The organism is Maledivibacter halophilus (assembly GCF_900167445.1).
GTDB lineage: Bacteria > Bacillota > Clostridia > Peptostreptococcales > Caminicellaceae > Maledivibacter > Maledivibacter halophilus.
Window position 1 is genome coordinate 15,745 of sequence record NZ_FUZT01000020.1, and the last position, 23,111, is coordinate 38,855.

Consider the following 23,111-nt stretch of genomic DNA (forward strand, 5'->3'; position numbering starts at 1 on the left):
AACCATGAAGGAATTTCAATTTTTTCTTAATACATTAATTGATTTTGGCTGTGGAAAAATTAAAAATTTGTGTAATTATATAAAAGAATATAATAGTAAGAAGGTTGTTATTGTAACAGATAAAAACTTACAGGATATTGGTCTTATTGAACCTATTATTGATGAACTAAAAAAGTTTAATATTCAATATAGTATTTTTAATAGGGTTGAGCCTAATCCTGAGATTCATATAATTGATGAAGGAGCATCCTTTGTAAAGGAAGATTCCTGCGATATGATTATTGCCCTTGGTGGAGGAAGTAGTATAGATACTGCTAAGGGGATTGCTCTTATGGCAGTTAATGAAGGAAGTGTATCTGACTATTTAGATGGAAGAGGAGAAAATAAGAAGAAAATAGTAAATAAGCCTTTGCCCTTAATAGCAATACCTACTACATCGGGAACGGGGTCGGAGGTATCAATCTATTCGGTTATAACAGATGAAAATACAAGAATAAAGGATTCTTTAACTAGCCCTTTACTATATCCTAAGGCAGCAATTGTGGATCCTCAGCTGACCTTAAAATTACCCCCAAGGGTTACAGCCCATACTGGATTAGATGTATTAGGTCATGCCTTGGAAGCATATACTTCATCAATTCAAAATCCATTAACAAATGTATGGGCCTTAGAAGCAATTAAACTTGTATTTGAAAATTTACCAAAGGCTTGTAATGAAGGAACTAAAAAGTCAAGGGAAAATATGGCCTTTGCATCGGTGATGGCAGGTAGTGCTATGAGTCATTGTGGAGGAACTATACCCCATGGATTGGGATGTCCTTTATCTGGACATTGTGATTTACCCCATGGTTTAACGGTAGGAATACTTCAGATTCCAATGATTGAATATAATAAAGAGGTATTAAAGGATAAGCTTTATAGGGTAGTAAAGTATATAAATCCAAATATAGAAATCACAGAAGAAAATGCAGCAGATAAACTTATAGAAATGATAAAAGACTTATTTACAAAGATAAATGTTAAGGAAATATTAGATGAAAAGGAAATCAATAAAGAAACTATTGAAGCAATGATAAAAGATGCAGAAATTCATGGTTGTACTGGCTTAAATCCACTTCCTTTAAACTACGAAGATATAAAAGAGATTTATGAAAAAATTATTAAATAAAGTATTAGATTGAGTAGAGGAGAGCCATAATCAAAGGGAAATTCCCTATAGTTGTGGCTTTCTTCATTTTAAATAGGAGGTATAGTTTTGTTTGATATTACAATAATAGGTGCTGGAATTATAGGATGTAATATAGCTAGAGAATTAGCTAGATATAAGCTTAATATTTGTGTTATTGAGAAAAAAAGTGATATTGCCGAGGGAACAACAAAGGCAAATAGTGCCATAGTCCACGCAGGACATGATCCAGAGCCAGAGACTTTAATGGGACAGTTAAATGCAAGGGGAAATGCAATGTTTGACAAATTATCCCAGGAACTGGATTTTCCCTTTAAAAGAAATGGATCCTTGGTTTTATGCTTTGATGAAGATGATATAGATAAATTAAAGGAGCTTAAAGAAAGAGGAGAAAAAAACAAGGTTCCGGGATTAAAAATACTAAATAGAGAAGAAGTTCTTAAAATGGAGCCAAATGTAAAGGATAATGTGGTGGTAGCTCTTTATGCTCCTACAGGCGGTATAGTATGCCCTTATGAAATGACCGTTGCTTTAGCAGAAAATGCCCATAGTAACGGGGTAGAGTTCTATTTTGACAATGGTGTAGTGGATATAGTAAAGGAAGATGGTTATTTTACTCTTGTAACAGATAAGAATAAATATGATACAAGGATGATTATAAATGCGGCGGGAGTATATGCAGATGATATAAATAATATGGTAAGTGAAAATAGAATCCATATTATACCAAGGAAAGGTGAATATTGTTTATTTGATAAAGCTGCGGGAGATATGATTAAAAGCACTTTATTTCAACTTCCAACTAAACTAGGCAAGGGTGTACTTATAACCCCAACGGTGGATGGAAATCTCTTAATTGGACCTAATACAGTTGAGATTGAAGATAAGGAAGATGTTCTAACGACTAAGGAAGGTCTGGATGAAATTTTGACTAAAGCAAAAAAATCAATTAAGGAAATACCAATGAAACAGCTTATTACTTCATTTGCTGGATTAAGGGCCCATAGGCCTGAGCATGATTTTTTAATTGGTGAGGCTGAGGATGTTCCTAATTTTATTAATGCTGCTGGTATGGAATCACCGGGATTATCATGTGCTCCTACTGTTGCTGAGATGATAGTTGATATAGTTAAAGAGAGATTAAATCCATCGGACAATACAGAGTTTAATCCCATAAGAAAAGGAATACCTAGATTTAGGGAAATGGATAATGAAGAAAGAAAAGAGCTTATTAATAAGGATTCAAGATATGGAAGAGTAATTTGTAGATGTGAAACAGTTACTGAAGGTGAAATTGTTAATGCTATAAAAAGACCATTGGGAGCAAGGACTCTAGATGGGGTTAAGAGGAGAACAAGGGCTGGGATGGGTCGATGTCAGTCGGGATTTTGTTCAACTAAGATAGTTGAAATACTTTCAAGAGAGCTTAATATTTCTCCAATGGAGGTTACTAAATATGGCAGAGATTCACAGATCCTTATAAGCAGAAATAAAAGAATTAAGTAAATAGATTGGAGGGGATATTATGGAAAATTACGATATAGTTATAATTGGTGGAGGCCCAGCAGGATTAGCAGCAGCAATAAAAGCTAGGGAAGAAGGTATAGAAAACCTAGTAGTATTAGAAAGGGATGATGTTCTTGGAGGAATTTTAAATCAATGTATCCATAATGGTTTTGGCCTTCATACCTTTAAAGAGGAGCTAACAGGTCCAGAGTATGCAGGAAGATTTATAGATAAAGTTAATGAAATGGACATCCCCTATAAATTAAATACTATGGTTATTGATATAAATAAGGATAAAGTTATAACAGCCGTTAATTCAGAGGATGGAATTATTGAAATAAGGGCAAAGTCTATTATATTGGCTATGGGATGTAGAGAAAGACCAAGGGGAGCAATAAATATTCCTGGAATTAGGGGAGCAGGCATATATACGGCTGGAGCTGCTCAAAAGTTTGTAAATATTGATGGATATATGCCTGGCAAAGAGGTTGTTATCCTAGGCTCAGGGGATATAGGTCTTATTATGGCCAGAAGAATGACATTGGAAGGGGCAAAGGTTAAAGCTGTTGTGGAATTAATGCCCTATTCCGGTGGGTTAAAGAGAAATATTGTTCAGTGCTTAGATGATTTTGATATACCCCTTAAACTTTCCCATACCATTATAGATATTGCAGGTAAGGATAGGGTTGAAGGTGTAACTATTGCTAAGGTCGATGGTAATAGAAAACCAATAAAGGGTACTGAGGAATATATAGATTGTGATACCCTTCTTTTATCGGTAGGGCTGATACCAGAGAATGACCTTTCTAAAAATATAGATATTCAATTATCCAATATAACAGGTGGGCCAATAGTTAATGAAAGCCTGCAAACTAATATAGATGGTGTATTTGCTTGTGGAAATGTTCTTCATGTCCATGATCTTGTTGATTATGTAACAACGGAAAGCTATAATGCAGGGAAAAAAGCTGCAAGATATATAAGGGGAGAGATCTTTGACAATAGAGATAGCATAGAGATTAAGGCTGTAGAGGGAGTAAGATATACTGTTCCCAAATATATTAATTTTGATAATATTGAAGATGTATTTGAACTTAGGTTTAGAGTAGGAGATGTATATAAAGATAGTTATATTTCTGTTTACTTTGATGATGTAAGGGAAGTTCATAGGAAGAAAAAAATAATGACTCCCGGTGAAATGGAGACTGTTATATTAACTAAAAAAATCCTTGAAAAATACCCTAACTGCTCAGAAATAACAGTTAAGATTGAAAAAGAATAAATAGAAGGGAGAGAACACAATGGGTGAAAAAAGAGAAATAATATGTATAGGGTGTCCAATGGGATGTGAATTAACTGTTAAAATTGAAGATAAGGAAGTAATCGAAGTAACGGGAAACTTCTGTAAAAGAGGAGAAATATATGCTGAAAAGGAATGTACAAATCCAACTCGTATCGTAACTACAACGGTATATGTGGATGGAGGAAGTATAGATGTAGTGCCTATTAAAACAGAGGATGATGTCCCCCAAAATAAAGTTTTTGAAATAATCACTGCTTTAAAAGAAATTGTAGTTAAGGCACCGGTTAAGACCCGAGATATAATTGTAGAAAATGTTGCAAATACGGGAGTAAATATTATAGCTACAAGGGATGTTCCAGCAAAATAGAGTATATATTGATAAATCAGCATATAAAATAAAATTATGGATGGAATATTAAAAAATAGAGGATTAAATATTCCATCTGTAACAAATTTTCAAGTTTTACTTTCTAATTATAAGACAAGGCTACTTAGCAGTTTGAAGCTTGGGATTTTTTAGCTGTATATCTCCTGATTTCATGAGTGCATATTTAGTAATAGCAGGTCCTATTAGCTCGTATACAATGGTTGCTCCAAGTATAATAGTTCTTACCTTAGCTCCTACCTCAGGAAAATCTAATTGGGCGGTCATGGATAATCCTATTGCCACACCTGCTTGGGGGATTAAAGTAAGTCCTAAATAGTTTTGCACTTTTTTAGGCATATTTGATAATTTACAACCTAAATACGCTCCAAGGACTTTTCCAGCTACTCTAGCTATAATATATCCTATCCCTAATAAACCTACATATTTCATCAATCTTATGTCTAACTCTACTCCAGCTAATGTGAAAAACATAATATAAATAGGTGGGGTAAAGGAGTCAGTAATGGTTATAACCTTCATATTATTAGGAGAAATATTACTGATTACTGCACCAATAGTCATACATAAAAGAAGGGTAGATATATTTAAGAAATTTGCGATACCTATGGACAGACAAATAGTTGCAATTACAATACTCAGCAGTTCATCTCTACCCTTTGCTTTTCGTGAAACCAATGTTAATACAAATCCTATAACAATTCCTAAAACTAAAGCGGCTCCAATTTCCCAAATTGGAGTCAATAATCCACTGGTTAGAGAAAAACCATTGATACTGTTAGATACTTGCTTTGCTATAGATACTACGATCCCAAAAACTATAATGCCTATGGCATCATCTATGGCTACCACAGGTAATAATGTGTCAACTAGTTTTCCCTTGGCCTTGTACTGCCTTATTACCATTATGGTTGCTGCCGGAGCTGTAGTGGCCGCAATGGATGCTAGAATAAGACTGAAGGATAAAGGTTGTTTAAATATTATAAACATAGTAACGAAAACCATTAAAACAGCACCTAGAGATTCTAGTAAAGTTATCAAGAACATGGATTTTCCAAGTTTTTTCATATATTCGATATTAAACTCGCTTCCTATGCTATATGCAATAAATCCCAATGCCATCTCTGAAATTATTAATAGCCCAGTAGAAATGTCCTTTGGGACTAAATTTAAAAAAGAAGGACCTATAATAATTCCTCCTAACAGATATCCGGTTACATAGGGCAAATTTAGCTTAGATATAATTCTAGCCATTATAATACCGGATATTAAGACAATTGATACGTAATATAAAGCATTCATTTTTAGATTCTCCTCTTGCCTTTATATTTATTTGTAATACAGTGAAACAATATCAAAGTTGGATTTATAAATCTTAAAAAATCGCAGAAGATCGATGTTTTAAAGTCTATAAATTAAATTTTAAGATTGTTTCACTATATATATAGATTTCCCATAGTAAAATTTAATTTATACGTATCAAAATATCCAGTGTTTCTAAGGATTTTTGAGATGTATAAATTAACTATTTTACTGGAATATCTATATAATTATTTCAACATACCTCCCTCTACATGGTTAACGGGTATGGTGAATAGAATTCCTATACCAGGTTCATTTATGTCTCCAACTTCTTTTTTTATACAATTGATGGCAGTATCAACCTGGCTATCCTTTAATACCACAAAAATTGTTTTATTAAAGGGGCGATTTTCATTTAAAATCATCCTTATAGAACCAAAGGCAGGTAAATTACTTGGCTCCGTATCGTTTAATACTCTAGCCATACCTATGCTGTCGATTATGGTGGCTCCCATTATACCTGAATTAATGAAATTTTCTAAAATAGATTCCAAACAGTCTTTTTTATTAATTACACATACAAGAACCTGCATAAATCCACCTTCCTTATATTATCTGAAAATATTATAATTTATGTAAATCATTGGATCAGATATCATTATAGCAGAGAAAAAATAAAAGTCAAATATATAGATTTCCCATAGTAAAACTTGATTTATACATATCAAAATATCCAATGCTTCTAAGGATTTTTGATATATATAAATTAACTATTTTACTGGAATATGTATAAGTATGATTTCTTATTCTTTATCATTAATGAAGGAAAATATAATTTTGTATTGAAGATATATGATATATTGTATTAGGTGGTGAGAATAGTGGAATTAAATAAGAAAATACTAAAATTTGGACTTGTGTTAATTACTTTATCATTAATTTTTACTGCAGGCTTTTCATTGATTTATAGTTTAGAAAAACCTGTATTTTTAAAGATGTATGTTGAAGAATATACATCTGGTGATGAAAATTTAAGTGTTTTAGAGAACTTTGAGGTTAGGTACATAACTAATATATCCGATAGTAGAAAAGTTATGGAAATTGAATTTGAAGAAGAACCTGATATTGAAGTTACTGTTTCACATTGGCCTAAGGGCGGCGGGATGTTTTCATTTTTCAATAATAATAACTATAATAATCAAAGTAGAGATATATATGGAAGATACGCCCTTAATACTATATATATTGATATGAATTTGAATAATATAGATAGAGAATTTAATGAAACCGAGCTTAACAATGCCAAAGTAAAATTTAATGATGGAAGCACTCTGGATATAAATTTGGGCAGAATAATAATATATAAGAATGAAAGAAAAAATGATTATATAGATTCTATAAGTTCCGGCAGTTCTTCCGATGGGACATCTAGTTTTGAGGGAAGGGTTACAAAAGCTATAAAACTATTAGAGGTTAAATCTCCATTATTAGAGGATTTAAAGGATTATTTTGATCTGTCTATAGGAGATACAGATTATAGGAAAGTTTCAGGAGTTAAATATGAAAAAGATAAATCTTTAGCTATAAATGCCAAATTTATAGCTCCAAAGGATATAGTTAGCAAATATACATTTTATGATATTAAGCCTAAATTATATTATGAAGATATAGAAGGAAATATATCATATACACGGATATATAATATCAATTACACTCCCTATGATTTTGATTTAAAAGGGATATTTAATTATTTAAGGGCAAGGGGGGAGATTTAGCATGTATAATGGATACAATAAGATATTTTGGGGGATTTTTATTGCAACCTTTAATATAAATTTAGGAGGCATTAAGATATTGCCTTCCTTTATAGGATTTATGATTATTTCAAGTGGGATAGCTTCTTTATATAAAGATACAAATATAGAGCTTTTTAAGACAGCAAGGGTTTTTGCAATTATTACTATTATTACAACTGGCATAGGAGAGCTCCAGGGATTTATTTCCATAGAAGCAATGAATTTTTTTCTATTCAATGAGTTTATGATAGTTCTAGATATTGTTATGGAGATGTTTATGTTTTATAAATGTATTGAAGGAACTATAGAATATCTAAAGATCAATAATCATTTGGATTTAGCCCAATCAAATACAAAGAAATTAAGATTTTATATAATAGTTTTAATAATAGGTATTATATTTTTAAATTTTGCTCTTGTATTTAATATAATTGTTTTGAATACTATAGTGGCTATTATGTTTATTATTTTACGAATATATTTGATGGTGTTGATTCGGGAAATAAGAAATATATTTGTTGAATAGTTAGAAACCAATAGAGAAATAAATGGAAAGTTTAATTTATTTCTAATACTATTTTTTAAATGAATTAGTTTGTAATGGAAGAGGAGTTTAGTATGAACAACATATCAAAACAAAGCAATATTATTTATTTTATAAGTAACAAATGCTCTCAAACTATAGGGGGAGTACAAACTATAATTCGGTTAATAGAAAAGGCAATGCCAGAGCAGAAATTTATAGAAAATGTTTTGATATACAATGAAAAGGATATAAAATTAAGTAAATTGCCAAATGTTGAGGTTGCAACAATTGAAAAAAAGTTAGCTGATAAGGTACAATATTACAAAACCATTATTATGGAGAAAAATGAAAATATATCTAAAAAATCAATTGTCCCGGGGTCAAAAATAATTGTATTTGGTGCACAAAAACTACTTTTATTAACTAAAAGGCAGCTGAGGGAAAATGAGATAATTATATTTCAGTCCGGTAAACCAGATGTAACTTTAGCATCAATGGGAAATACTAAAATACCAATTATTTTAAAGGATAGATTGAAATATATTGATAAGTTTCTATTCTTTACAAAATATGATAAAGAGGAAATTGAAAAAATCATAGAAAATTCAAATATTCATTGTACATATAAATCATATATTGTTCCTAATCCCTCAAAAACATCTAGGAATCAAATATGTAGATATACCAATAATGTAATGTACCTAGGTAGATTCGATATTCTCCAAAAGAATATAATGGAGTATATTGAAGTCGCTGACATAATATACCCGGAATATAAATTAAATGCATATGGATATGGAATAAGTGAAATCCTATTGAGATATTCAAAGGTGAATGTTAAAGGTATTATAGATGATATTACTGAAGTTGCAAAGGAAAATAGTGTATTATTGCTTCTATCCAATTCTGAAGGCTTTGGGAATGTCTTGGTTGAAGCCTTTTCAGTAGGTATGCCTGTAATTGTATATAATTCCTATCCAGCTGCTAAATCAATTGTTGCACCTGGCACAGGGAAATTAATACCCTATGGAGATATTGAAGGGGTAAAAAAAGCCATTAAAGAAATATTAAAAGATAAAAACACCTTTAAAAAATATTCTGATGCAGCTTTTAAGGCATCTAAAAAGTATGTTAAGGAAGATATTGTTGACAAGTATATTAAAGTAATAAAGGATGAGATATAATTTATTATTAAGGGGAGTTTTTTATGGCAGTTAAAAAAATATTGTTATTGGGAAATGAAGATTTATATAAAAAATCTGAGGAGATAAATAGAGCGGAAATAATAGAGGTAAAAGAAATAGCTAAGGATTTACATTATACATTAATGAATTTTAGAGAAAAATATAAAGTAGGAAGGGCCATAGCAGCTCCACAAATTGGATATTTCAAGAGACTGATATATATGAATATTAATGATAGGCCTACAATCTTTATTAATCCTAAATTACAATATTTAGATAATGAAATGATGGAAGTATGGGATGATTGTATGTCTTTTCCAAATTTATTAGTTAAAGTGAAAAGATATAAGAGAATAAAAATATATTATAAGGATTTAGATTGGAAGGATAATATATTGGAATTAGAAGGGGACCTTTCGGAGCTTTTGCAGCATGAATATGACCATTTAGATGGAATATTAGCGGTTTCTAAAGCAATAGACGGTAGGTCTTTTAAAATTAAGGATTCCTTGAATCAATAGCAATTGTAAATAAATTTAAAAAAATTTACCTCCTTTTATTGAACGTTATATTGCACATTGTGCATAATATATGATATAGTGTTTTATAATACAGTTTTTATATACAATATCATCATAGATTCTAAAAGGAGGTTATTTTATGTTTAATCTAGGTGCATTTTTATCTTATGTTTTTGTTGTATCCTTTACGCCGGGACCAAATAATATTATGTCTATGGCAAATGCTAGTAAAGTTGGTTATAAAAAAACACTAGATTTTATTTTAGGAGTTTGTACAGGATTTTTTATAATCATACTGCTAAGCGGTTATTTCAATCTTTTACTTTTTAATCTGATACCTAAAGTTAAAATATTTATGGGAATATTAGGAGCAGGATATATGACATATTTAGCTTTTAAGATTATAAATAGTAAAGAAAAAACTGATAATAACAACGAGGAAGAAATAACCGATGAGAATAACTTAAATTCTTTTCTTAATGGGATATTAATGCAATTTGTTAATCCAAAGGCTATACTCTTTGGTATAACTGTAGTATCTAATTTTATTATTCCTTACTATAAATCAAATGTGGCAATAATTCTCTTTTCGATTTTTTTAGCTTTTGTAGGTTTTTTATCAACTTCATGTTGGGCATTGTTTGGCTCTCTATTCAATAAATTTCTATCAAAATATAGAAGACAATTTAATATGACTATGGGACTATTTTTAATTTATAGTGCATTTTCTATATCTGGTGTTATAGATTTATTTTATAAATAAAAAAATTATATTACTATATACTATCTACTTCAGGTCTTTTTACCATGAAAGTTAATGCGGCACCTAATACAGCAAGTAAAGCGGCTATTAAGAACGTGGGTTTTAAACCACCAGCTCCTGCCACAATTATAGGACCGGCTAGTGCTGCTAACCCATAGGCCTGGTATACTATTCCGTAGTTTGCTCCCAGATTTTTAATGCCAAAGAATTCTCCTGTTATTGTTGGAAAAACTGCCAAAAAACCTCCAAAACAGAAAGCAATACCAGCTAAAGAAGCAAAGAAAGTAATATAATTTAAGGTGGTTACACTCATTATAATCATCGATATGGCAGTTATTATAAACATTATTGTCACAACTCTGATTCTACCTAATTTATCTGAAAGAGTACCCCATATAAGTCTTCCGCCTGCATTAAAAAGAGCTATCATAGCAACTGCATTTGCAGCTGCTGAAGCTTTAAGCCCAGCTAATTGAATACCTATATCCTTAGCTAGTCCTATAACTAATAGACCACTCATACATCCAAAGAAATACATTATCCAAATAATATAAAAGGACTTGGTTTTAATCATTTCTCCAACTTTAAATTCCTGCTTCACAACAGTATTTGAGCTTTCAAGAGGTGAACTATTTTCGGTTGGTGGAAGAATTAGAAATTGGGCGCCAATTAAACCTAAGGCAGTGTAAATTATACCTAAATAAAGAAATGCTGAAGAAACACCGCTATTTTCTATAAAATATTCAATTAAAGATTTAAATACTAAACTTCCAAGTCCAAAGGCACCAACGGCTATACCTGTAATAAAGCCCTTCTTTTCGGGAAACCATTTAACACAAGTGGATAATGGACAAACATAAGCAAATCCAACTCCACTTCCAGCTATAATACCATAATAAAGATACAATTGTATAATTGAAGTGGCAGTAGAGGCTAATATCAATCCTCCTCCATAAAGAATGGCACCAATAGTGGCAATTTTTCTAGGGCCTATTTTATCTTGAAGCCTGCCAGAAAAAATAGTTGCAAAGGCAAAAACAAAAATGGCAATTGAATAAGTGAGAACTACCTCATTACTTTCCCAATTGAATTTATCCATGAGAGGTTGATTGAATAAACTCCATGTGTAAATGGCACCTATACACATTTGTAATAATACAGCTCCAAGAACGACAAACCAGCGATTGATTGCTTTTTTATTCATTAATATAAGCCTCCTTTGTAATAAATAAAAGTATTTGTTGAATAATTGAGGAAATTGCATAATACATGTAAAGAATTTTAAAATTAATAATGTTAATTATGCAAGTTTCTCAATTGAATATAAGTAGAGATTGAGCTTTACTAAAATTAATTTTTTATCATATTAATATAGTTTACTGTATATTGATTTTTTATATATGTGAATTATTGTTTTTGCAATATTATTAAAGAAATAAATTTTTGGAATTAGTGAAAAGCAAATATCCAAATTTCCATGATAGGAATTAGAATTAAAGAGTTATTCAATATTATATGATTTAGTAGGTGTTAGAAGAGAGACAATAAGTCATTTAGAAAAGGGTAAATACAATCCATCTTTAAAATTGGCATTTGATATAGCTGAGGCATTACAAGCTTCCATAGAGGAATTATTTATATATAAAAAAGACTAGTATTTATGATATATAATTCTTATTATGAATCTCCATTATTATTTTGGAGATTTTTTTATGACAATCAGAAGGAAATCTATACTTAAATAGTGAATATATATCAAAAAAGGAGAACTGATGTGATGGCAAATAATTGGCAGGGGAGCATTATATTTTTTGGAACTGAAGATTTAGATAAAACAGATAAGTTTTATAGAGAAATACTTGATTTAAAATTGTATAAAGATCAAAGACTATGCCGTATATATGAAATTGAAGGTGGAGGGAAAATTGGTTTTTGTTCCCATATAGAAATAGTGTTAGGAGAAAAAAGCCCTATTATTACTTTATTGACTGAAAATGTAGATGATATATACGATACTTTAACTCAAAAAGGATATATAATAAAGGAAGGGCCAAAGACTAATGAAAAATTTCAAATCTATCATTTTTTTGTACAAGATCCTAATGGATATACCGTAGAAATTCAAAAATTCTTATAGTAATTATAGAGGTGATAATTATGGGCCAAAGTATGGAGGTTGCTTTATTTAATGGGACTATTGCCACTACAAATGGTATTTATAAGATAAGTGATATAGATATAGACAGTGCTAAAAAACTTATCTATAAAAATGGTTTTATATCTGCAATAGGACACGAATCAACAGCCGAAATAATGTCGGAGTTATTTAAAATTGATATATCTATGAATCGTATACAATTTAGACAGCAGGTTGGTCAAAAAGCAATTGTTTTTAAATTGAACAAAAGACCACCAGAAGGTATTGTCTTAAGTAGAGAAGAAATAGAAAAGATAGGTTATTCCTTTAAACTGATGGAGAGGCTAGAATAAAATTTCAATAAATTATATAACTAAACCCTACAATTTTATTGTGGGGTTTAGTTATATAGAATCTGTAAACGTAAGCTAATACCCATTGGAAATAACAGCAATAAATTTATCATATAAAAAAAATTTATAGTACATTAATTTATATAGATTTTCTTGATTTGAATAAGCAAACCCTTTATGCTAAAATACCATTTGTTAAAGGACTATCATATTTTAGGGTGAATATTATGGATGAATCCAATAAAAACAAAAACGTTTTTGTGTCTTTAAAAAATATTACAAAAAGCTTTGGGAAAATTAAAGCTTTAGATGATGTGTCTATGGAAGTTTTTGAAAATGAAATAACAGCTATTGTCGGAGACAACGGATCAGGTAAAAGTACCCTTATAAAAATCTTATCAGGAACCCTAAGGCCTGACAGGGGAAGTATACATATTAGAAATATAAATTATAGACATCTTACACCTGGATTAGCCTATAAAAATGGAATGGCAACGGTTTATCAAGATTTATCCCTCGATAATCACAGAGATATAGCGGGAAATATATTTCTTGGACGAGAAATCACTAAATTCGGTTTTATTATAAATTATAAAGAAATGTATAAGGAATCAGAAAAATTAATAAAGGCTCTTAATATAAATATTCCATATTTAAAAACACCTGTGGGATATTTATCTGGAGGGCAAAGACAATCCGTTGCAATTGCAAGGGCAATTTTTCAGGGACAAAAGTTAATTATATTTGATGAGCCAACAGCCGCTATGGGAATAAAGGAGTCTGGAGCAATTAATTCTTTGATTAAATCTTTACCAAAAAAAGGATTTTCTGTTTTAATAATAAGTCACGATATTTATCAGGTCTTTGATATTGCTGACAATATAAATATTATGAGACATGGAAAAATAGTAGAAAATGTTATGAAAGAAGAAACGACACCTACAGATCTAATGAAAAAAATTAGCAGTAGTCTGTAAAGCTAGTTTAAAGAAAGAGTGAAGACTTTGATTAAAAAATATATTAAACAGGATAGTAAAAAATCCAAGGGAATTGATAAACCATTTACCCAATTGTTTTTATTATGCATATTGATAATAATGGTTGTTTTTATTTCAATTAACTCACCCTTTTTCTTTACATGGAATAATATCCGTAACATATTAGATCACTGTTCACTTAAGCTGATATTAGCTATAGGAATGACATTTGTAATTGCCACAGGAGGAATAGACTTATCCATTGGAAGTATGGTTGCCATAATTGGCATAGTAATGGGACTATTACTTAAAAATAATTTTTCTATAGAATTGTCTATAGGCCTAGGAATTTTAACAGGAGCGATTTTAGGCATTATTAATGGAATGATTATTTCACTATTTAAAATAGCACCCTTCATTGTAACTATAGGTACAATGTCCCTTTATCGGGGACTAGCCCTTGTTATTACAGAAGGTACGCCGATATATGGATTTCCTTTAGAATTTACATATTTTGGAAAAGGAGATTTTGGTAAGATAAATCCACCGATAATATTATCTATAGCTTTAATAGTCCTTTCATTGTTTTTATTAAAGTATACAAAATGGGGACAGTATACTCTTGCCCTTGGAGGAAATGAGGAATCTCTAAGACGTGTTGGAGTCTATGTAAAATTTTATAAGACAACGGTGTATATGTTCTCAGGATTAACAGCTGCTTTAGCAAGTTTAATTATGACCTCAAGGCTTAATGCAGCTGAGCCAAATGCTGGCTTTATGCTGGAAACAGATATTATTGCTGCAGTAATTTTAGGAGGAACCTCTATGAAAGGAGGCAAAGCTAGCATAGGAGGGACTATTATTGCTTGTATTCTTTTATCGGTTATGAGAAATGGATTAACCATATTGAGTATTTCTTCCTATTACCAGCAGCTGTTTATAGGACTTATTATTATTATTTCTGTAACAGTGTCAGAGATTCGGCAGCGAAGACAAGTGCAGATATAATAATTTTAGTAAATGAGAAACTTGCATAATTAAAATTTTTCACATGTATTATGCAATTTCCTCAAATATAAATTATATTTTAAAGGAGATGTACAAATTGAAGGGAAGAAAAATTTTAGCAATAGTTCTCATCTTAACTCTATGTACTAGCTTACTTTTTGGATGTAGTGGAGAAAAAAACACACAGGCAACTACAGAAAAACCTAAAGTAGATAGTTCAGAGGAAACTAAAGATAAAACAGAAAAGAATGAAACAGAAAAGGAAAATACAAAGCTTGCTCAGATGGAAGAAGCTTTAACTAATCAATTAAATCCTATGCCTGAGCTTAACAAGGGAGAAAAAATTGGAGTTCTTATTATTTCTTTGACTAATCCCTTCTGGGCCAATATGAAAAGCTGCTATGAAGAAGCCGGAAAAGAATTAGGAATTGATGTTGAGGTTATGGCTGCTCCTAGCGAAGGGGATACTACTTCTCAGCTTGAAACTTTAGATAGTATGGCTGTAAAGGATTATAATGCAATTGTCTTTTCTCCTATTGATGGAAACAATTTAATTCCCGGTATAATTAGAGCAAACCAGGCAGGTATACCAGTGATAAATTTAGGGCCTGGTGTAAATAAAGAAGCCCTTAAAAAGCAAGAGGGACATCTTGATGGTGTTATAACAGTTGATTTTGAAAACCAAGGAAAAATGGTTGCAGAGGATATGTTAAAAAATATGCCTGATGGAGGAAAAGTGGCTATAATACAAGGAATTCCTGGAGCAGGTCAAAGTGAAGGTCGTACAAAGGGAGCAAAGGAAACCTTTGAAGCTACAGAAGGTGTTGAACTTGTAAGTATCCAGCCTGGAAATTGGGATCGCAATACGGCTTATAATATTGCTACCGACCTTATTCAAGCAAATCCGGACTTAAAGGGTATTTTTTGCTGCAATGATGTTATGGCTCTTGCGGCGGTAGAAGCCCTTGAAACAGCTGGAAAAAGAGATGGAATAATAATTTATGGTGTTGACTTTACAAAGGAAGCTCAAGAAGCAATAAAAGAAGGTAGACTTGATGGTTCTATTACATATTCGCCAAAGATATATACAAAAGCGGCTCTTCTTTTAGCACTTAAATTGTCACAGGGACAAGAAATAAAAGAACCAGTATATTCTCCTCTAATTGTTGTAAATAGGGATAATGTAAATGAATTCGATGGCTGGAAATAATAAAAAAAATTATCTTGTGGAAACGGCATTATTGGGACATGGTCTTATATCTGTAAAAAGTGATGATATAATTTCACAATGGCCTAAGGGTGCAGTTCTGGCGTGGATTGAAGGTGGACAGCCTAAGATAGGTAATATAGAGGAGTTTCTTTTAGCAAAAGAAAGTATAAATAATTGGAAAAGATTTGATGGCCTTAAATTGAAGGAAAAATTTAATAAAAATACAAATGCATATCTAACTGCTTCGGGTACCATGGTAATTGCAAAAAAAACTGGATATCCTGTTGTTGTAACTGCTGGTATTGGCGGTATAGGAGATATTAAAGCTGAAAGACTTTGCTATGATTTACCTGCATTGTCTCAATTGGGAATTACCCTTGTGGCAACATCTCCAAAGGATATGCTTGATATTCCAGCAACTTTAAGCTGGCTTAAAGATAATGGGGTGAAAATCTTTGGCGTAAATACAAAGTATTGTAATGGATATATAATGAAATTAGATGATTATAAACTTTCAGTTAATTTAAGTTATGAGGATTTAAATAAAATGCCATATGGTTGTAATTTAATTCTTAATCCTATTAAAGAAGAAAAACGCCTTAAAAATAAATATTTCTTAGATGAAGCAATTAAATCTGGGAAAAAAGCTGAATTGGAAGGAACTCATTATCATCCAGTAGCCAATGCTTGTTTTGACAGATTAAGCTTAGGATTATCTTCTAAAATACAGTTTGATGCTTTAATTTCAAATATTGAAATTGCAGAATTAATAACAAATAGGAAGCTAAAATTCAATGATTAAAGATTTTATTACATGACTTTATCATAAGAAAATAACGTCTATATATGGGATATACTATATTGTAGACGTTGTTTTTTTATAAAAAAACTCCTTTCTCATTTAATAAAATTAAAGGCAATACAAAATGAGAAAGGAGACTTTTCTTATACTGGAGCTTCTTCAGGTAAACAAATTAAAATTCCTTCAACAAACTCTCCGGGAGCTAGCGTAGGATTTAATTTTAATATTTCTGTGGCAGATACTACAAAGTTTTCTGCTATGCTGGATAAAGTATCTCCTCTTCTAATAATGTAGGTTCTACCACCAGGACAGCTTATACTTGGAGTGAAAGGTGGAATGCATATTTGCTGCCCAACTCTTAAGTTATCAAAGTCAACATCTGGATTTGCTTCACTCAAAGCATTAAAGGAAACGTTATAGGTTGTTGCCAGTGTTAATAAAGTGTCTCTTTCATTAACTGTATGAACTCTACCGCCAGGGCAGCTTATTTGCCTTCTAGGTATACATAGCACATCTCCAACGATTAGATTGAAAGGATCTAATGAAGGATTAGCATTTTGTATTTCCCTAACTGATACATTGTATCTCCTTGCAATTGAGTATAAAGTATCTCCAGACTGAACGGTATAGTAAAAACCATTTGGACAAGGAGGTCTCCTTCTTCTTGGAACACATATCGCATCGCCAACTACTAGGAAAAATGGATTTATAGTTGGATTTAAAAATAATAAAGTTTGAACGTTAGTATTATATTTTAATGCTATTCCATACAAGGTATCTCCTGCCCTTATAGTATAACTCATTGTACCCCTAGGACATTGTATTCTGTACATTATTTTAAACACATCCTTCTTTCTAAGATAATATTATAATATGATTATCTATTTAGAAAAGTGAATATTTTTTAGATATAAATTGAAGAAAAAAGGAAGAAATAAATAAGGAGGCAGTTCTGTTGTATCAGAACTATTTTCATAGTATAGTAAAGCTGAGGAGATATAACGCCAAGAATAAGAAGAGAAAAAAGTGATTTGATTGACAAATATAATTGTATATAATATCTTATATTCATAATTACAATCTTGGATTTTGGAGGGATTAAGTTGAATAGAAATATAGGTAACTATTATTTTAATATATTCTTAAACTTAATGAGAGCTAATTATATGAATATACAAAAAGATTGGGAGAAAGTTGCAAATGAAGTGGGTTTGACACACGCTCAACAACATGCTCTTTGGATATTACACCTTGATGATGGATTGACATTAAATGAGTTAGGAAACATAGCTTTTTGGAATAAGTCAACCACTTCTGCCCTTATAAGTAGACTTGAGAAAAAAGGCTATGTGAGAAAAGAAAAGTATTTAGATAATAGTAGAACTATTAAAATTTATATAACAGAAGGAGGTAAAAGAATATTAGAAGAGAGTGTAAATACTAAATTAGCATTTGAATTCATGGGACTTCTTAGAAGCTTAGATATAGAAGAAGTAGAAAAATTTCTTGAAACTCTAGAAAAAATATATGATCTTATGGGAAATGGTGACTCTACTGATTTTAAAAGTTATTTACGGGTTTCATCAAATAAAATGTTAAAAAGATAACATAATCTATTGACACTTAATAATTAATAATATACAATAAAGCCACAGAATAAATTCGTTAACGAATTTCATGATTGATTAACAGATCATTTTTTTACACATGTAATTCGCTTACGAATATTATTTTATAAAATGAGGAGGAAAAAATATGTCAAAACTTTTTACACCCATAAAGATTGGTAATTTAGTATTGAAAAACAGATTTATGATGGCGCCTATGGAAAATGGACTTGCCCAAATTGGTGGAGAAATGAGTGAAGGTCTTATAGATTTTTTTGTTGAAAGAGCTAAAAATGAAGTATCTATTATTATAACCGGTTCTATTGCAGTTTCTCCTGAAGGTAGAGGGCTTCCTACCCAGCTAAATATATATGAAGATAAGTTTATTCCAGAGCTTAAGAGAATGACAGATGCCGTTCATGAAGCTGGTGGAAAAATAGGTGCGCAGCTCTATCATGCTGGGAGACAAGCAAGTCAAGGAGTAACAGGAATTCAGCCAATTTCACCTAGCGCCATTCCATGTGAAATACTTGGAAACAATCCAAGGGAAATGACAAAAAAAGATATTGATGAAATGCATAGGAAATTTGTAAAAGCAGCAGAGAGAAGCATAGAAGCTGGATTTGACTTAATTGAAGTACATTTTGCCCATGGATATCTGCTCCATAGTTTTCTATCACCTCATAGTAACAAAAGAACAGATGAATATGGCGGAAGTCTTGAAAATAGGATGAGATTTCCAATGGCAGTTTTAAGGGACATAATAAAGGTATGTGGTGAAAAGGTCCCTGTTACAATTAGAATAAGTGCCGATGAATACCTTAAAGATGGTTTGGGTTTTGAAGAAGTTAAGACTATATGCAAAGAAGCAGAAAAAGCAGGGGTTAAGGCTATAAGTTTAACAGCTGGAAGCTATGATTCTGTAGAATATACAATTCAACCTATGTTTGTAAAGCAAGGATTCATTGTACCCTTTTCTGAAAAACTTAAAAGGAATATTAAGGTTCCAGTGATAGTTGCAGCAAGATTGAATAATGCAGAGCTAATAGAGGATATAATTGAAAATGATAAAGCTGATATGGTAGCTATAGGTAGAGGTCTTATAAGTGATGAAGAGTTGGTAATTAAAATGAAAAATAAGCAGTATAAAGATATTAGATACTGTGTTGCTTGTAATCAAGGTTGCATAGATAAGGTTTTTATAGGACAAGGAGTACAGTGTCTTGTAAATGCAAGGGCAGGTCGTGAAAAGGATAGAAAAATTCAAAAGGCTGAGGAAATAAAAAATGTGGTTATAGTAGGAGCAGGACCAGCTGGACTAGAGGCTGCAAGGGTAGCTAAGTTAAGAGGGCATAATGTTGTTTTAGTAGATAAAGATGATAAGATAGGCGGAAAGTTAGAGACCTTATCTTCTCCACCAGAAAAGGAAACCTTTATGCTTTTTAAAGAATATCTATATAATCAAATGACAAAACTAGATATTAAGTTTGTACAAAAGGAAATTAAATCAGCAAAAGATCTTGAAGAATTTAGTCCTGATTCAGTAATTGTAGCCACTGGATCCTTCCAAACGGTTCCCCAAATTAAGGGTATTAATTCCAAAAATGTGCTAATAGCTGAGGACGTTTTAAATGAAAAAGTTAAAGTTGGACAAACTGTTGCAATAATCGGCGGTGGGCTTGTAGGAACTGAAACCGCAAAATTCCTTGCTTATAAGGGAATAAAGGTTCATATCATAGAAATGATGGATGCTATAGCAAAGGATATAGGTGCTACTTTTGTAGGTCATCTCTTTAAATTATTGAATGAATATGGAGTTCAGCAACATGTAAATGCTAAGGTAGAGGAAATAAAAGAAGATCTAATTATTCTTGAAGATAAAGAAATAAAAGTTGATAATGTAATAATTGCCACAGGATATAAGCCAAACGATTCAATTGTCGAGAATATTAAAGACAGCTTTAAGGAAGTTTATCTTGTTGGAGATGCCAATAGCCCAAGGAGGATAATAGAAGCCGTTGAAGAAGGTTTTCTTGTTTCTAGTGAAATATAAAAAATCAGGTGGATTATAATATCCACCTGAAAGATAAGGGAAATTATATGTATTTTCTATGTGTTTTATAGTTAAAAAAATAACAATATATTATAGGTATGGTTATAGGGAATTATCTATAAATTTCGAAAAAATAGTAAATTGAAAGTTATACAATAAAAATTATAAAATATAGAAGGTAGTAAACTAGCCAATATAGAAAGAACATGATTTCAATAATATATTTTAAAAGTGTAAATACAAAATTTTATAAAGAATAAAAAACAAAATTATTAATTTATTATAATAATACTTGAATGAAAGTAATAAAAATGATATACTGTTCGAAGTAAACATACATTAAGTAAAATATATCCTAAATATCAAAATAATTCATTTTGGATTTTGAACTAAATGATCAATGTATTTTCAATAATGATAGACTTTATAATTTCAAAAAAACATTTTTGAGGCCAGAAAGATATTGTACGCATACAGAAGACAAAAATGTTTTTAGAAATTGTTTTTTTTTTAACAATATCTAATTCTGAAATATTTATCCTATATAAATTATCAGATTAATTTTGATATTGTTTTACTATAATAAGATAAATTACAAAGAAAGGCTGTAGAAACATTGACTATTTTCTTTGTAATTTGTTTTATAAATACTATCAAGTGTAAAAGATTACAACTGTAAAAAGGAGAGGAGTTCATTTTATGAAGAAGTTAGGTTTGCTTCCAAGACTCATTATTGCTATTATATTAGGGATTGTAATAGGTAATATAGCATCAGAAGGGTTTATCAAAATATTTGTTACTTTTAGCGATATTTTTGGAAGTTTCTTAGGATTTGCTATTCCCCTTATTATTATAGGTTTTATTGCTCCCGGTATAGGAGATCTTGGAAAAGGAGCAGGGAAACTTTTAGCTTTTACTGCTGGATTAGCGTATTTGTCTACAATTGTATCTGGATCATTGGCCTATTTTACAAGTTTAACTGTACTGCCTAGAGTATTGAACCTAAGGAATTTAGCCGTGGATACCAGAAATCCGGCTGAAGCTCTTTTGAAACCGTTTTTTGAAATAGACATTCCACCTATTATGGGAGTTATGACAGCCCTTATAATTGCCTTTATATTGGGACTTGGAATAGCAGTTATAAAGGGAGAAATTATAAAAAAATTCATGCATGAATTCCAAGAAATTATAGAGAAAGTAATATCTAATATAATCATACCCCTTCTTCCAATTCATATATTAGGTATATTTGCCAATATGACCTATGCAGGGGAAGTTGCCACTATAATTTCTGTATTTGCAAAGGTTTTTGTTATGATTATTATTCTACATATTATTGTTATTCTAGTTCAATATTTTATTGCAGGGACTATTACAGCTTCTAATCCCTTTAAATTAGTTAAAACAATGATTCCAGCATATTTTACAGCAATTGGAACCCAGTCATCGGCTGCAGCTATTCCGGTTACATTAAGACAAACAAAGTTAAATGGAGTAGATGATGGAATTGGGGAATTCGTTATCCCACTTTGTGCAACTATACATTTATCAGGAAGCACAATTACTATTACAAGTTGTGCTATGGCTGTAATGATGCTAAATGGGATGGCCACTCCATTCAGTAGTTTATTTCCCTTTATTTTAATGCTTGGAGTTACAATGATTGCAGCTCCAGGAGTGCCAGGAGGAGCTGTTATGGCAGCCCTAGGACTCTTAGAAACTATGCTTAATTTTTCACCCACATTATCATCTTTAATGATGACTTTGTATCTTGCCCAAGATAGTTTTGGAACAGCATGTAATGTTACAGGGGATGGAGCAATAGCTATTATAATGAATAAAATATCCGGTAAAAAGTTAAAAAGGAAAGAAAATCTTGCAGCCTAAGTTTTAGGTTAATAAGGGGTTGTCTCAGAATAGAAAATACACTCTATAACTGAGACAACCTTTTTTATTGGAAACAAGGAGGACGATTAGAATAGGAGAGGAGATACTTATGGATAATAATTTATTTGAGTTTCAAATTACAACAAAAAATTCTCAAGAATTTGTGGACATAACCTATTTAGTAAATGATATTTTAAAAAAATCCGGTGTTGAAAATGGTATTGCAGTTGTCTATTGTCCTCATACTACAGCGGGGATTACAATTAATGAAAATGCTGATCCTGATGTAGTGAGAGATATGATATTAGCTCTTAATAAGGTGTTCCCAATAAAGGGTGATTATAAACATTTTGAAGGAAATTCTCATGCTCATTTAAAATCTTCCTTTATGGGATCGGAAAAGACAATTATAATAAATAAAGGAAAACTTCTTTTAGGAACTTGGCAGAGTATATATTTTTGTGAATTTGATGGCCCCAGAAGTAGGAAAGTATTTATTAAGGTTATGAGAGATTTAGGTTAAGAAAATAAAGGAAATTTAAAAGAAATATAGAAACAGATTATTTAAAGAGAATTAAAGAAATTGGACAACTTGGGTTGCTGTT

Annotated in this window: 24 protein-coding genes; 20 read left to right on the forward strand and 4 right to left on the reverse strand. The window is 31.0% G+C overall.

The genetic code is table 11. The annotated features are described in order from the left end of the window. The first annotated feature begins 4 nt into the window (after positions 1-4). The 4 genes from B5X81_RS24440 to B5X81_RS24455 all read left to right on the forward strand — a co-directional run bounded on the left by B5X81_RS24440 (position 5) and on the right by B5X81_RS24455 (position 4,362). Complete coding sequence (locus B5X81_RS24440; RefSeq protein WP_079495653.1) at positions 5-1,168, forward strand: iron-containing alcohol dehydrogenase; 1,164 nt, start codon at positions 5-7, stop codon at positions 1,166-1,168. A gap of 87 nt (positions 1,169-1,255) precedes the next feature. Further along, positions 1,256-2,692, forward strand: coding sequence for an NAD(P)/FAD-dependent oxidoreductase (locus B5X81_RS24445; RefSeq protein WP_079495654.1), 1,437 nt, complete (start codon positions 1,256-1,258; stop codon positions 2,690-2,692). 19 nt (positions 2,693-2,711) lie between these two features. Beyond that, complete coding sequence (locus B5X81_RS24450) at positions 2,712-3,974, forward strand: NAD(P)/FAD-dependent oxidoreductase (protein ID WP_079495655.1); 1,263 nt, start codon at positions 2,712-2,714, stop codon at positions 3,972-3,974. A gap of 19 nt (positions 3,975-3,993) precedes the next feature. After that, on the forward strand, positions 3,994-4,362 hold the full coding sequence (locus tag B5X81_RS24455) for a DUF1667 domain-containing protein (RefSeq protein ID WP_079495656.1): 369 nt from the start codon (positions 3,994-3,996) through the stop codon (positions 4,360-4,362). Between the two features lie 120 nt (positions 4,363-4,482). On the opposite strand, the gene B5X81_RS24460 is transcribed toward B5X81_RS24455, so the two are convergent. Both B5X81_RS24460 and B5X81_RS24465 read right to left on the reverse strand, forming a co-directional pair. Then, complete coding sequence (locus tag B5X81_RS24460; protein ID WP_079495657.1) at positions 4,483-5,682, reverse strand: cation:proton antiporter; 1,200 nt, start codon at positions 5,680-5,682, stop codon at positions 4,483-4,485. A gap of 248 nt (positions 5,683-5,930) precedes the next feature. Beyond that, positions 5,931-6,275, reverse strand: a complete 345-nt coding sequence (locus tag B5X81_RS24465) for a hypothetical protein (RefSeq protein WP_079495658.1) — start codon at positions 6,273-6,275, stop codon at positions 5,931-5,933. Positions 6,276-6,563: 288 nt separating this feature from the next. Between B5X81_RS24465 and B5X81_RS24470 the strand changes: the two genes are divergently transcribed. The 5 genes from B5X81_RS24470 (at position 6,564) to B5X81_RS24490 (ending at position 10,472) form a co-directional block, all read left to right on the forward strand. Continuing rightward, positions 6,564-7,457 carry a hypothetical protein gene (locus B5X81_RS24470; protein WP_079495659.1) on the forward strand — a complete coding sequence of 298 codons (894 nt, stop codon included), beginning with the start codon at positions 6,564-6,566 and terminating at the stop codon, positions 7,455-7,457. Between the two features lies 1 nt (position 7,458). Further along, on the forward strand, positions 7,459-8,004 hold the full coding sequence (locus tag B5X81_RS24475) for a hypothetical protein (protein ID WP_079495660.1): 546 nt from the start codon (positions 7,459-7,461) through the stop codon (positions 8,002-8,004). Between the two features lie 92 nt (positions 8,005-8,096). Then, complete coding sequence (locus B5X81_RS24480) at positions 8,097-9,188, forward strand: glycosyltransferase (RefSeq protein WP_170917597.1); 1,092 nt, start codon at positions 8,097-8,099, stop codon at positions 9,186-9,188. Positions 9,189-9,211: 23 nt separating this feature from the next. After that, a complete protein-coding gene (locus B5X81_RS24485; RefSeq protein WP_079495662.1) occupies positions 9,212-9,709 on the forward strand; it encodes a peptide deformylase in 498 nt (165 codons plus the stop codon). Positions 9,710-9,848: 139 nt separating this feature from the next. Next, positions 9,849-10,472: a LysE family transporter gene (locus tag B5X81_RS24490; RefSeq protein WP_079495663.1), complete on the forward strand. Its 624-nt coding sequence runs from the start codon at positions 9,849-9,851 to the stop codon at positions 10,470-10,472. 13 nt (positions 10,473-10,485) lie between these two features. Here B5X81_RS24490 and B5X81_RS24495 read toward each other — a convergent pair whose 3' ends face one another. Further along, on the reverse strand, positions 10,486-11,676 hold the full coding sequence (locus tag B5X81_RS24495; RefSeq protein ID WP_079495664.1) for an L-lactate MFS transporter: 1,191 nt from the start codon (positions 11,674-11,676) through the stop codon (positions 10,486-10,488). A 304-nt stretch (positions 11,677-11,980) separates the two neighbouring features. Between B5X81_RS24495 and B5X81_RS24500 the strand changes: the two genes are divergently transcribed. From B5X81_RS24500 to B5X81_RS24530, 7 genes are all read left to right on the forward strand, one after another. Next, on the forward strand, positions 11,981-12,127 hold the full coding sequence (locus B5X81_RS24500) for a helix-turn-helix transcriptional regulator (protein ID WP_079495689.1): 147 nt from the start codon (positions 11,981-11,983) through the stop codon (positions 12,125-12,127). A 122-nt stretch (positions 12,128-12,249) separates the two neighbouring features. Next, positions 12,250-12,609, forward strand: coding sequence for a VOC family protein (locus B5X81_RS24505; RefSeq protein WP_079495665.1), 360 nt, complete (start codon positions 12,250-12,252; stop codon positions 12,607-12,609). Between the two features lie 20 nt (positions 12,610-12,629). After that, entirely contained in the window at positions 12,630-12,962 is a 333-nt protein-coding gene (locus tag B5X81_RS24510; RefSeq protein WP_244282239.1) for a YddF family protein, read from the forward strand. Positions 12,963-13,189: 227 nt separating this feature from the next. After that, on the forward strand, positions 13,190-13,939 hold the full coding sequence (locus tag B5X81_RS24515) for an ATP-binding cassette domain-containing protein (RefSeq protein ID WP_079495666.1): 750 nt from the start codon (positions 13,190-13,192) through the stop codon (positions 13,937-13,939). A 27-nt stretch (positions 13,940-13,966) separates the two neighbouring features. Then, entirely contained in the window at positions 13,967-14,947 is a 981-nt protein-coding gene (locus tag B5X81_RS24520) for an ABC transporter permease (protein ID WP_079495667.1), read from the forward strand. A gap of 97 nt (positions 14,948-15,044) precedes the next feature. Then, positions 15,045-16,157, forward strand: a complete 1,113-nt coding sequence (locus B5X81_RS24525) for a sugar ABC transporter substrate-binding protein (protein WP_208985133.1) — start codon at positions 15,045-15,047, stop codon at positions 16,155-16,157. Further along, the gene (locus B5X81_RS24530; RefSeq protein WP_079495668.1) at positions 16,135-16,959 is read left to right on the forward strand and encodes a pseudouridine-5'-phosphate glycosidase; all 825 of its coding nucleotides are present in this window, start codon (positions 16,135-16,137) and stop codon (positions 16,957-16,959) included. Before B5X81_RS24525 ends, B5X81_RS24530 begins: the two co-directional genes overlap by 23 nt. Before the next feature lie 143 nt (positions 16,960-17,102). On the opposite strand, the gene B5X81_RS24535 is transcribed toward B5X81_RS24530, so the two are convergent. Then, positions 17,103-17,792: a LysM peptidoglycan-binding domain-containing protein gene (locus B5X81_RS24535; RefSeq protein ID WP_079495669.1), complete on the reverse strand. Its 690-nt coding sequence runs from the start codon at positions 17,790-17,792 to the stop codon at positions 17,103-17,105. A 270-nt stretch (positions 17,793-18,062) separates the two neighbouring features. Here B5X81_RS24535 and B5X81_RS24540 point away from each other — a divergent pair, with 270 nt between their 5' ends. The 4 genes from B5X81_RS24540 (at position 18,063) to B5X81_RS24555 (ending at position 23,029) form a co-directional block, all read left to right on the forward strand. Next, positions 18,063-18,566 carry a MarR family winged helix-turn-helix transcriptional regulator gene (locus tag B5X81_RS24540; RefSeq protein WP_079495670.1) on the forward strand — a complete coding sequence of 168 codons (504 nt, stop codon included), beginning with the start codon at positions 18,063-18,065 and terminating at the stop codon, positions 18,564-18,566. A 148-nt stretch (positions 18,567-18,714) separates the two neighbouring features. Then, a complete protein-coding gene (locus B5X81_RS24545) occupies positions 18,715-20,619 on the forward strand; it encodes an oxidoreductase (protein ID WP_079495671.1) in 1,905 nt (634 codons plus the stop codon). Positions 20,620-21,318: 699 nt separating this feature from the next. Next, positions 21,319-22,506, forward strand: coding sequence for a dicarboxylate/amino acid:cation symporter (locus B5X81_RS24550; protein ID WP_079495672.1), 1,188 nt, complete (start codon positions 21,319-21,321; stop codon positions 22,504-22,506). A 109-nt stretch (positions 22,507-22,615) separates the two neighbouring features. Next, entirely contained in the window at positions 22,616-23,029 is a 414-nt protein-coding gene (locus B5X81_RS24555) for a secondary thiamine-phosphate synthase enzyme YjbQ (RefSeq protein ID WP_079495673.1), read from the forward strand. The last annotated feature ends 82 nt before the right edge of the window (positions 23,030-23,111 follow it).

Excerpts from the sequence above, each read along its gene's own strand:
- B5X81_RS24440 (WP_079495653.1), top strand. The coding sequence starts at position 5 with ATGAAGGAATTTCAATTTTTTCTTAATACATTAATTGATTTTGGCTGT.
- B5X81_RS24450 (WP_079495655.1), top strand. The coding sequence starts at position 2,712 with ATGGAAAATTACGATATAGTTATAATTGGTGGAGGCCCAGCAGGATTA.
- B5X81_RS24455 (WP_079495656.1), top strand. The coding sequence starts at position 3,994 with ATGGGTGAAAAAAGAGAAATAATATGTATAGGGTGTCCAATGGGATGT.
- B5X81_RS24460 (WP_079495657.1), bottom strand. The coding sequence starts at position 5,682 with ATGAATGCTTTATATTACGTATCAATTGTCTTAATATCCGGTATTATA.
- B5X81_RS24465 (WP_079495658.1), bottom strand. The coding sequence starts at position 6,275 with ATGCAGGTTCTTGTATGTGTAATTAATAAAAAAGACTGTTTGGAATCT.
- B5X81_RS24475 (WP_079495660.1), top strand. The coding sequence starts at position 7,459 with ATGTATAATGGATACAATAAGATATTTTGGGGGATTTTTATTGCAACC.
- B5X81_RS24480 (WP_170917597.1), top strand. The coding sequence starts at position 8,097 with ATGAACAACATATCAAAACAAAGCAATATTATTTATTTTATAAGTAAC.
- B5X81_RS24485 (WP_079495662.1), top strand. The coding sequence starts at position 9,212 with ATGGCAGTTAAAAAAATATTGTTATTGGGAAATGAAGATTTATATAAA.
- B5X81_RS24490 (WP_079495663.1), top strand. The coding sequence starts at position 9,849 with ATGTTTAATCTAGGTGCATTTTTATCTTATGTTTTTGTTGTATCCTTT.
- B5X81_RS24495 (WP_079495664.1), bottom strand. The coding sequence starts at position 11,676 with ATGAATAAAAAAGCAATCAATCGCTGGTTTGTCGTTCTTGGAGCTGTA.
- B5X81_RS24505 (WP_079495665.1), top strand. The coding sequence starts at position 12,250 with ATGGCAAATAATTGGCAGGGGAGCATTATATTTTTTGGAACTGAAGAT.
- B5X81_RS24510 (WP_244282239.1), top strand. The coding sequence starts at position 12,630 with ATGGGCCAAAGTATGGAGGTTGCTTTATTTAATGGGACTATTGCCACT.
- B5X81_RS24515 (WP_079495666.1), top strand. The coding sequence starts at position 13,190 with ATGGATGAATCCAATAAAAACAAAAACGTTTTTGTGTCTTTAAAAAAT.
- B5X81_RS24530 (WP_079495668.1), top strand. The coding sequence starts at position 16,135 with ATGAATTCGATGGCTGGAAATAATAAAAAAAATTATCTTGTGGAAACG.
- B5X81_RS24535 (WP_079495669.1), bottom strand. The coding sequence starts at position 17,792 with ATGTACAGAATACAATGTCCTAGGGGTACAATGAGTTATACTATAAGG.
- B5X81_RS24545 (WP_079495671.1), top strand. The coding sequence starts at position 18,715 with ATGTCAAAACTTTTTACACCCATAAAGATTGGTAATTTAGTATTGAAA.
- B5X81_RS24550 (WP_079495672.1), top strand. The coding sequence starts at position 21,319 with ATGAAGAAGTTAGGTTTGCTTCCAAGACTCATTATTGCTATTATATTA.
- B5X81_RS24555 (WP_079495673.1), top strand. The coding sequence starts at position 22,616 with ATGGATAATAATTTATTTGAGTTTCAAATTACAACAAAAAATTCTCAA.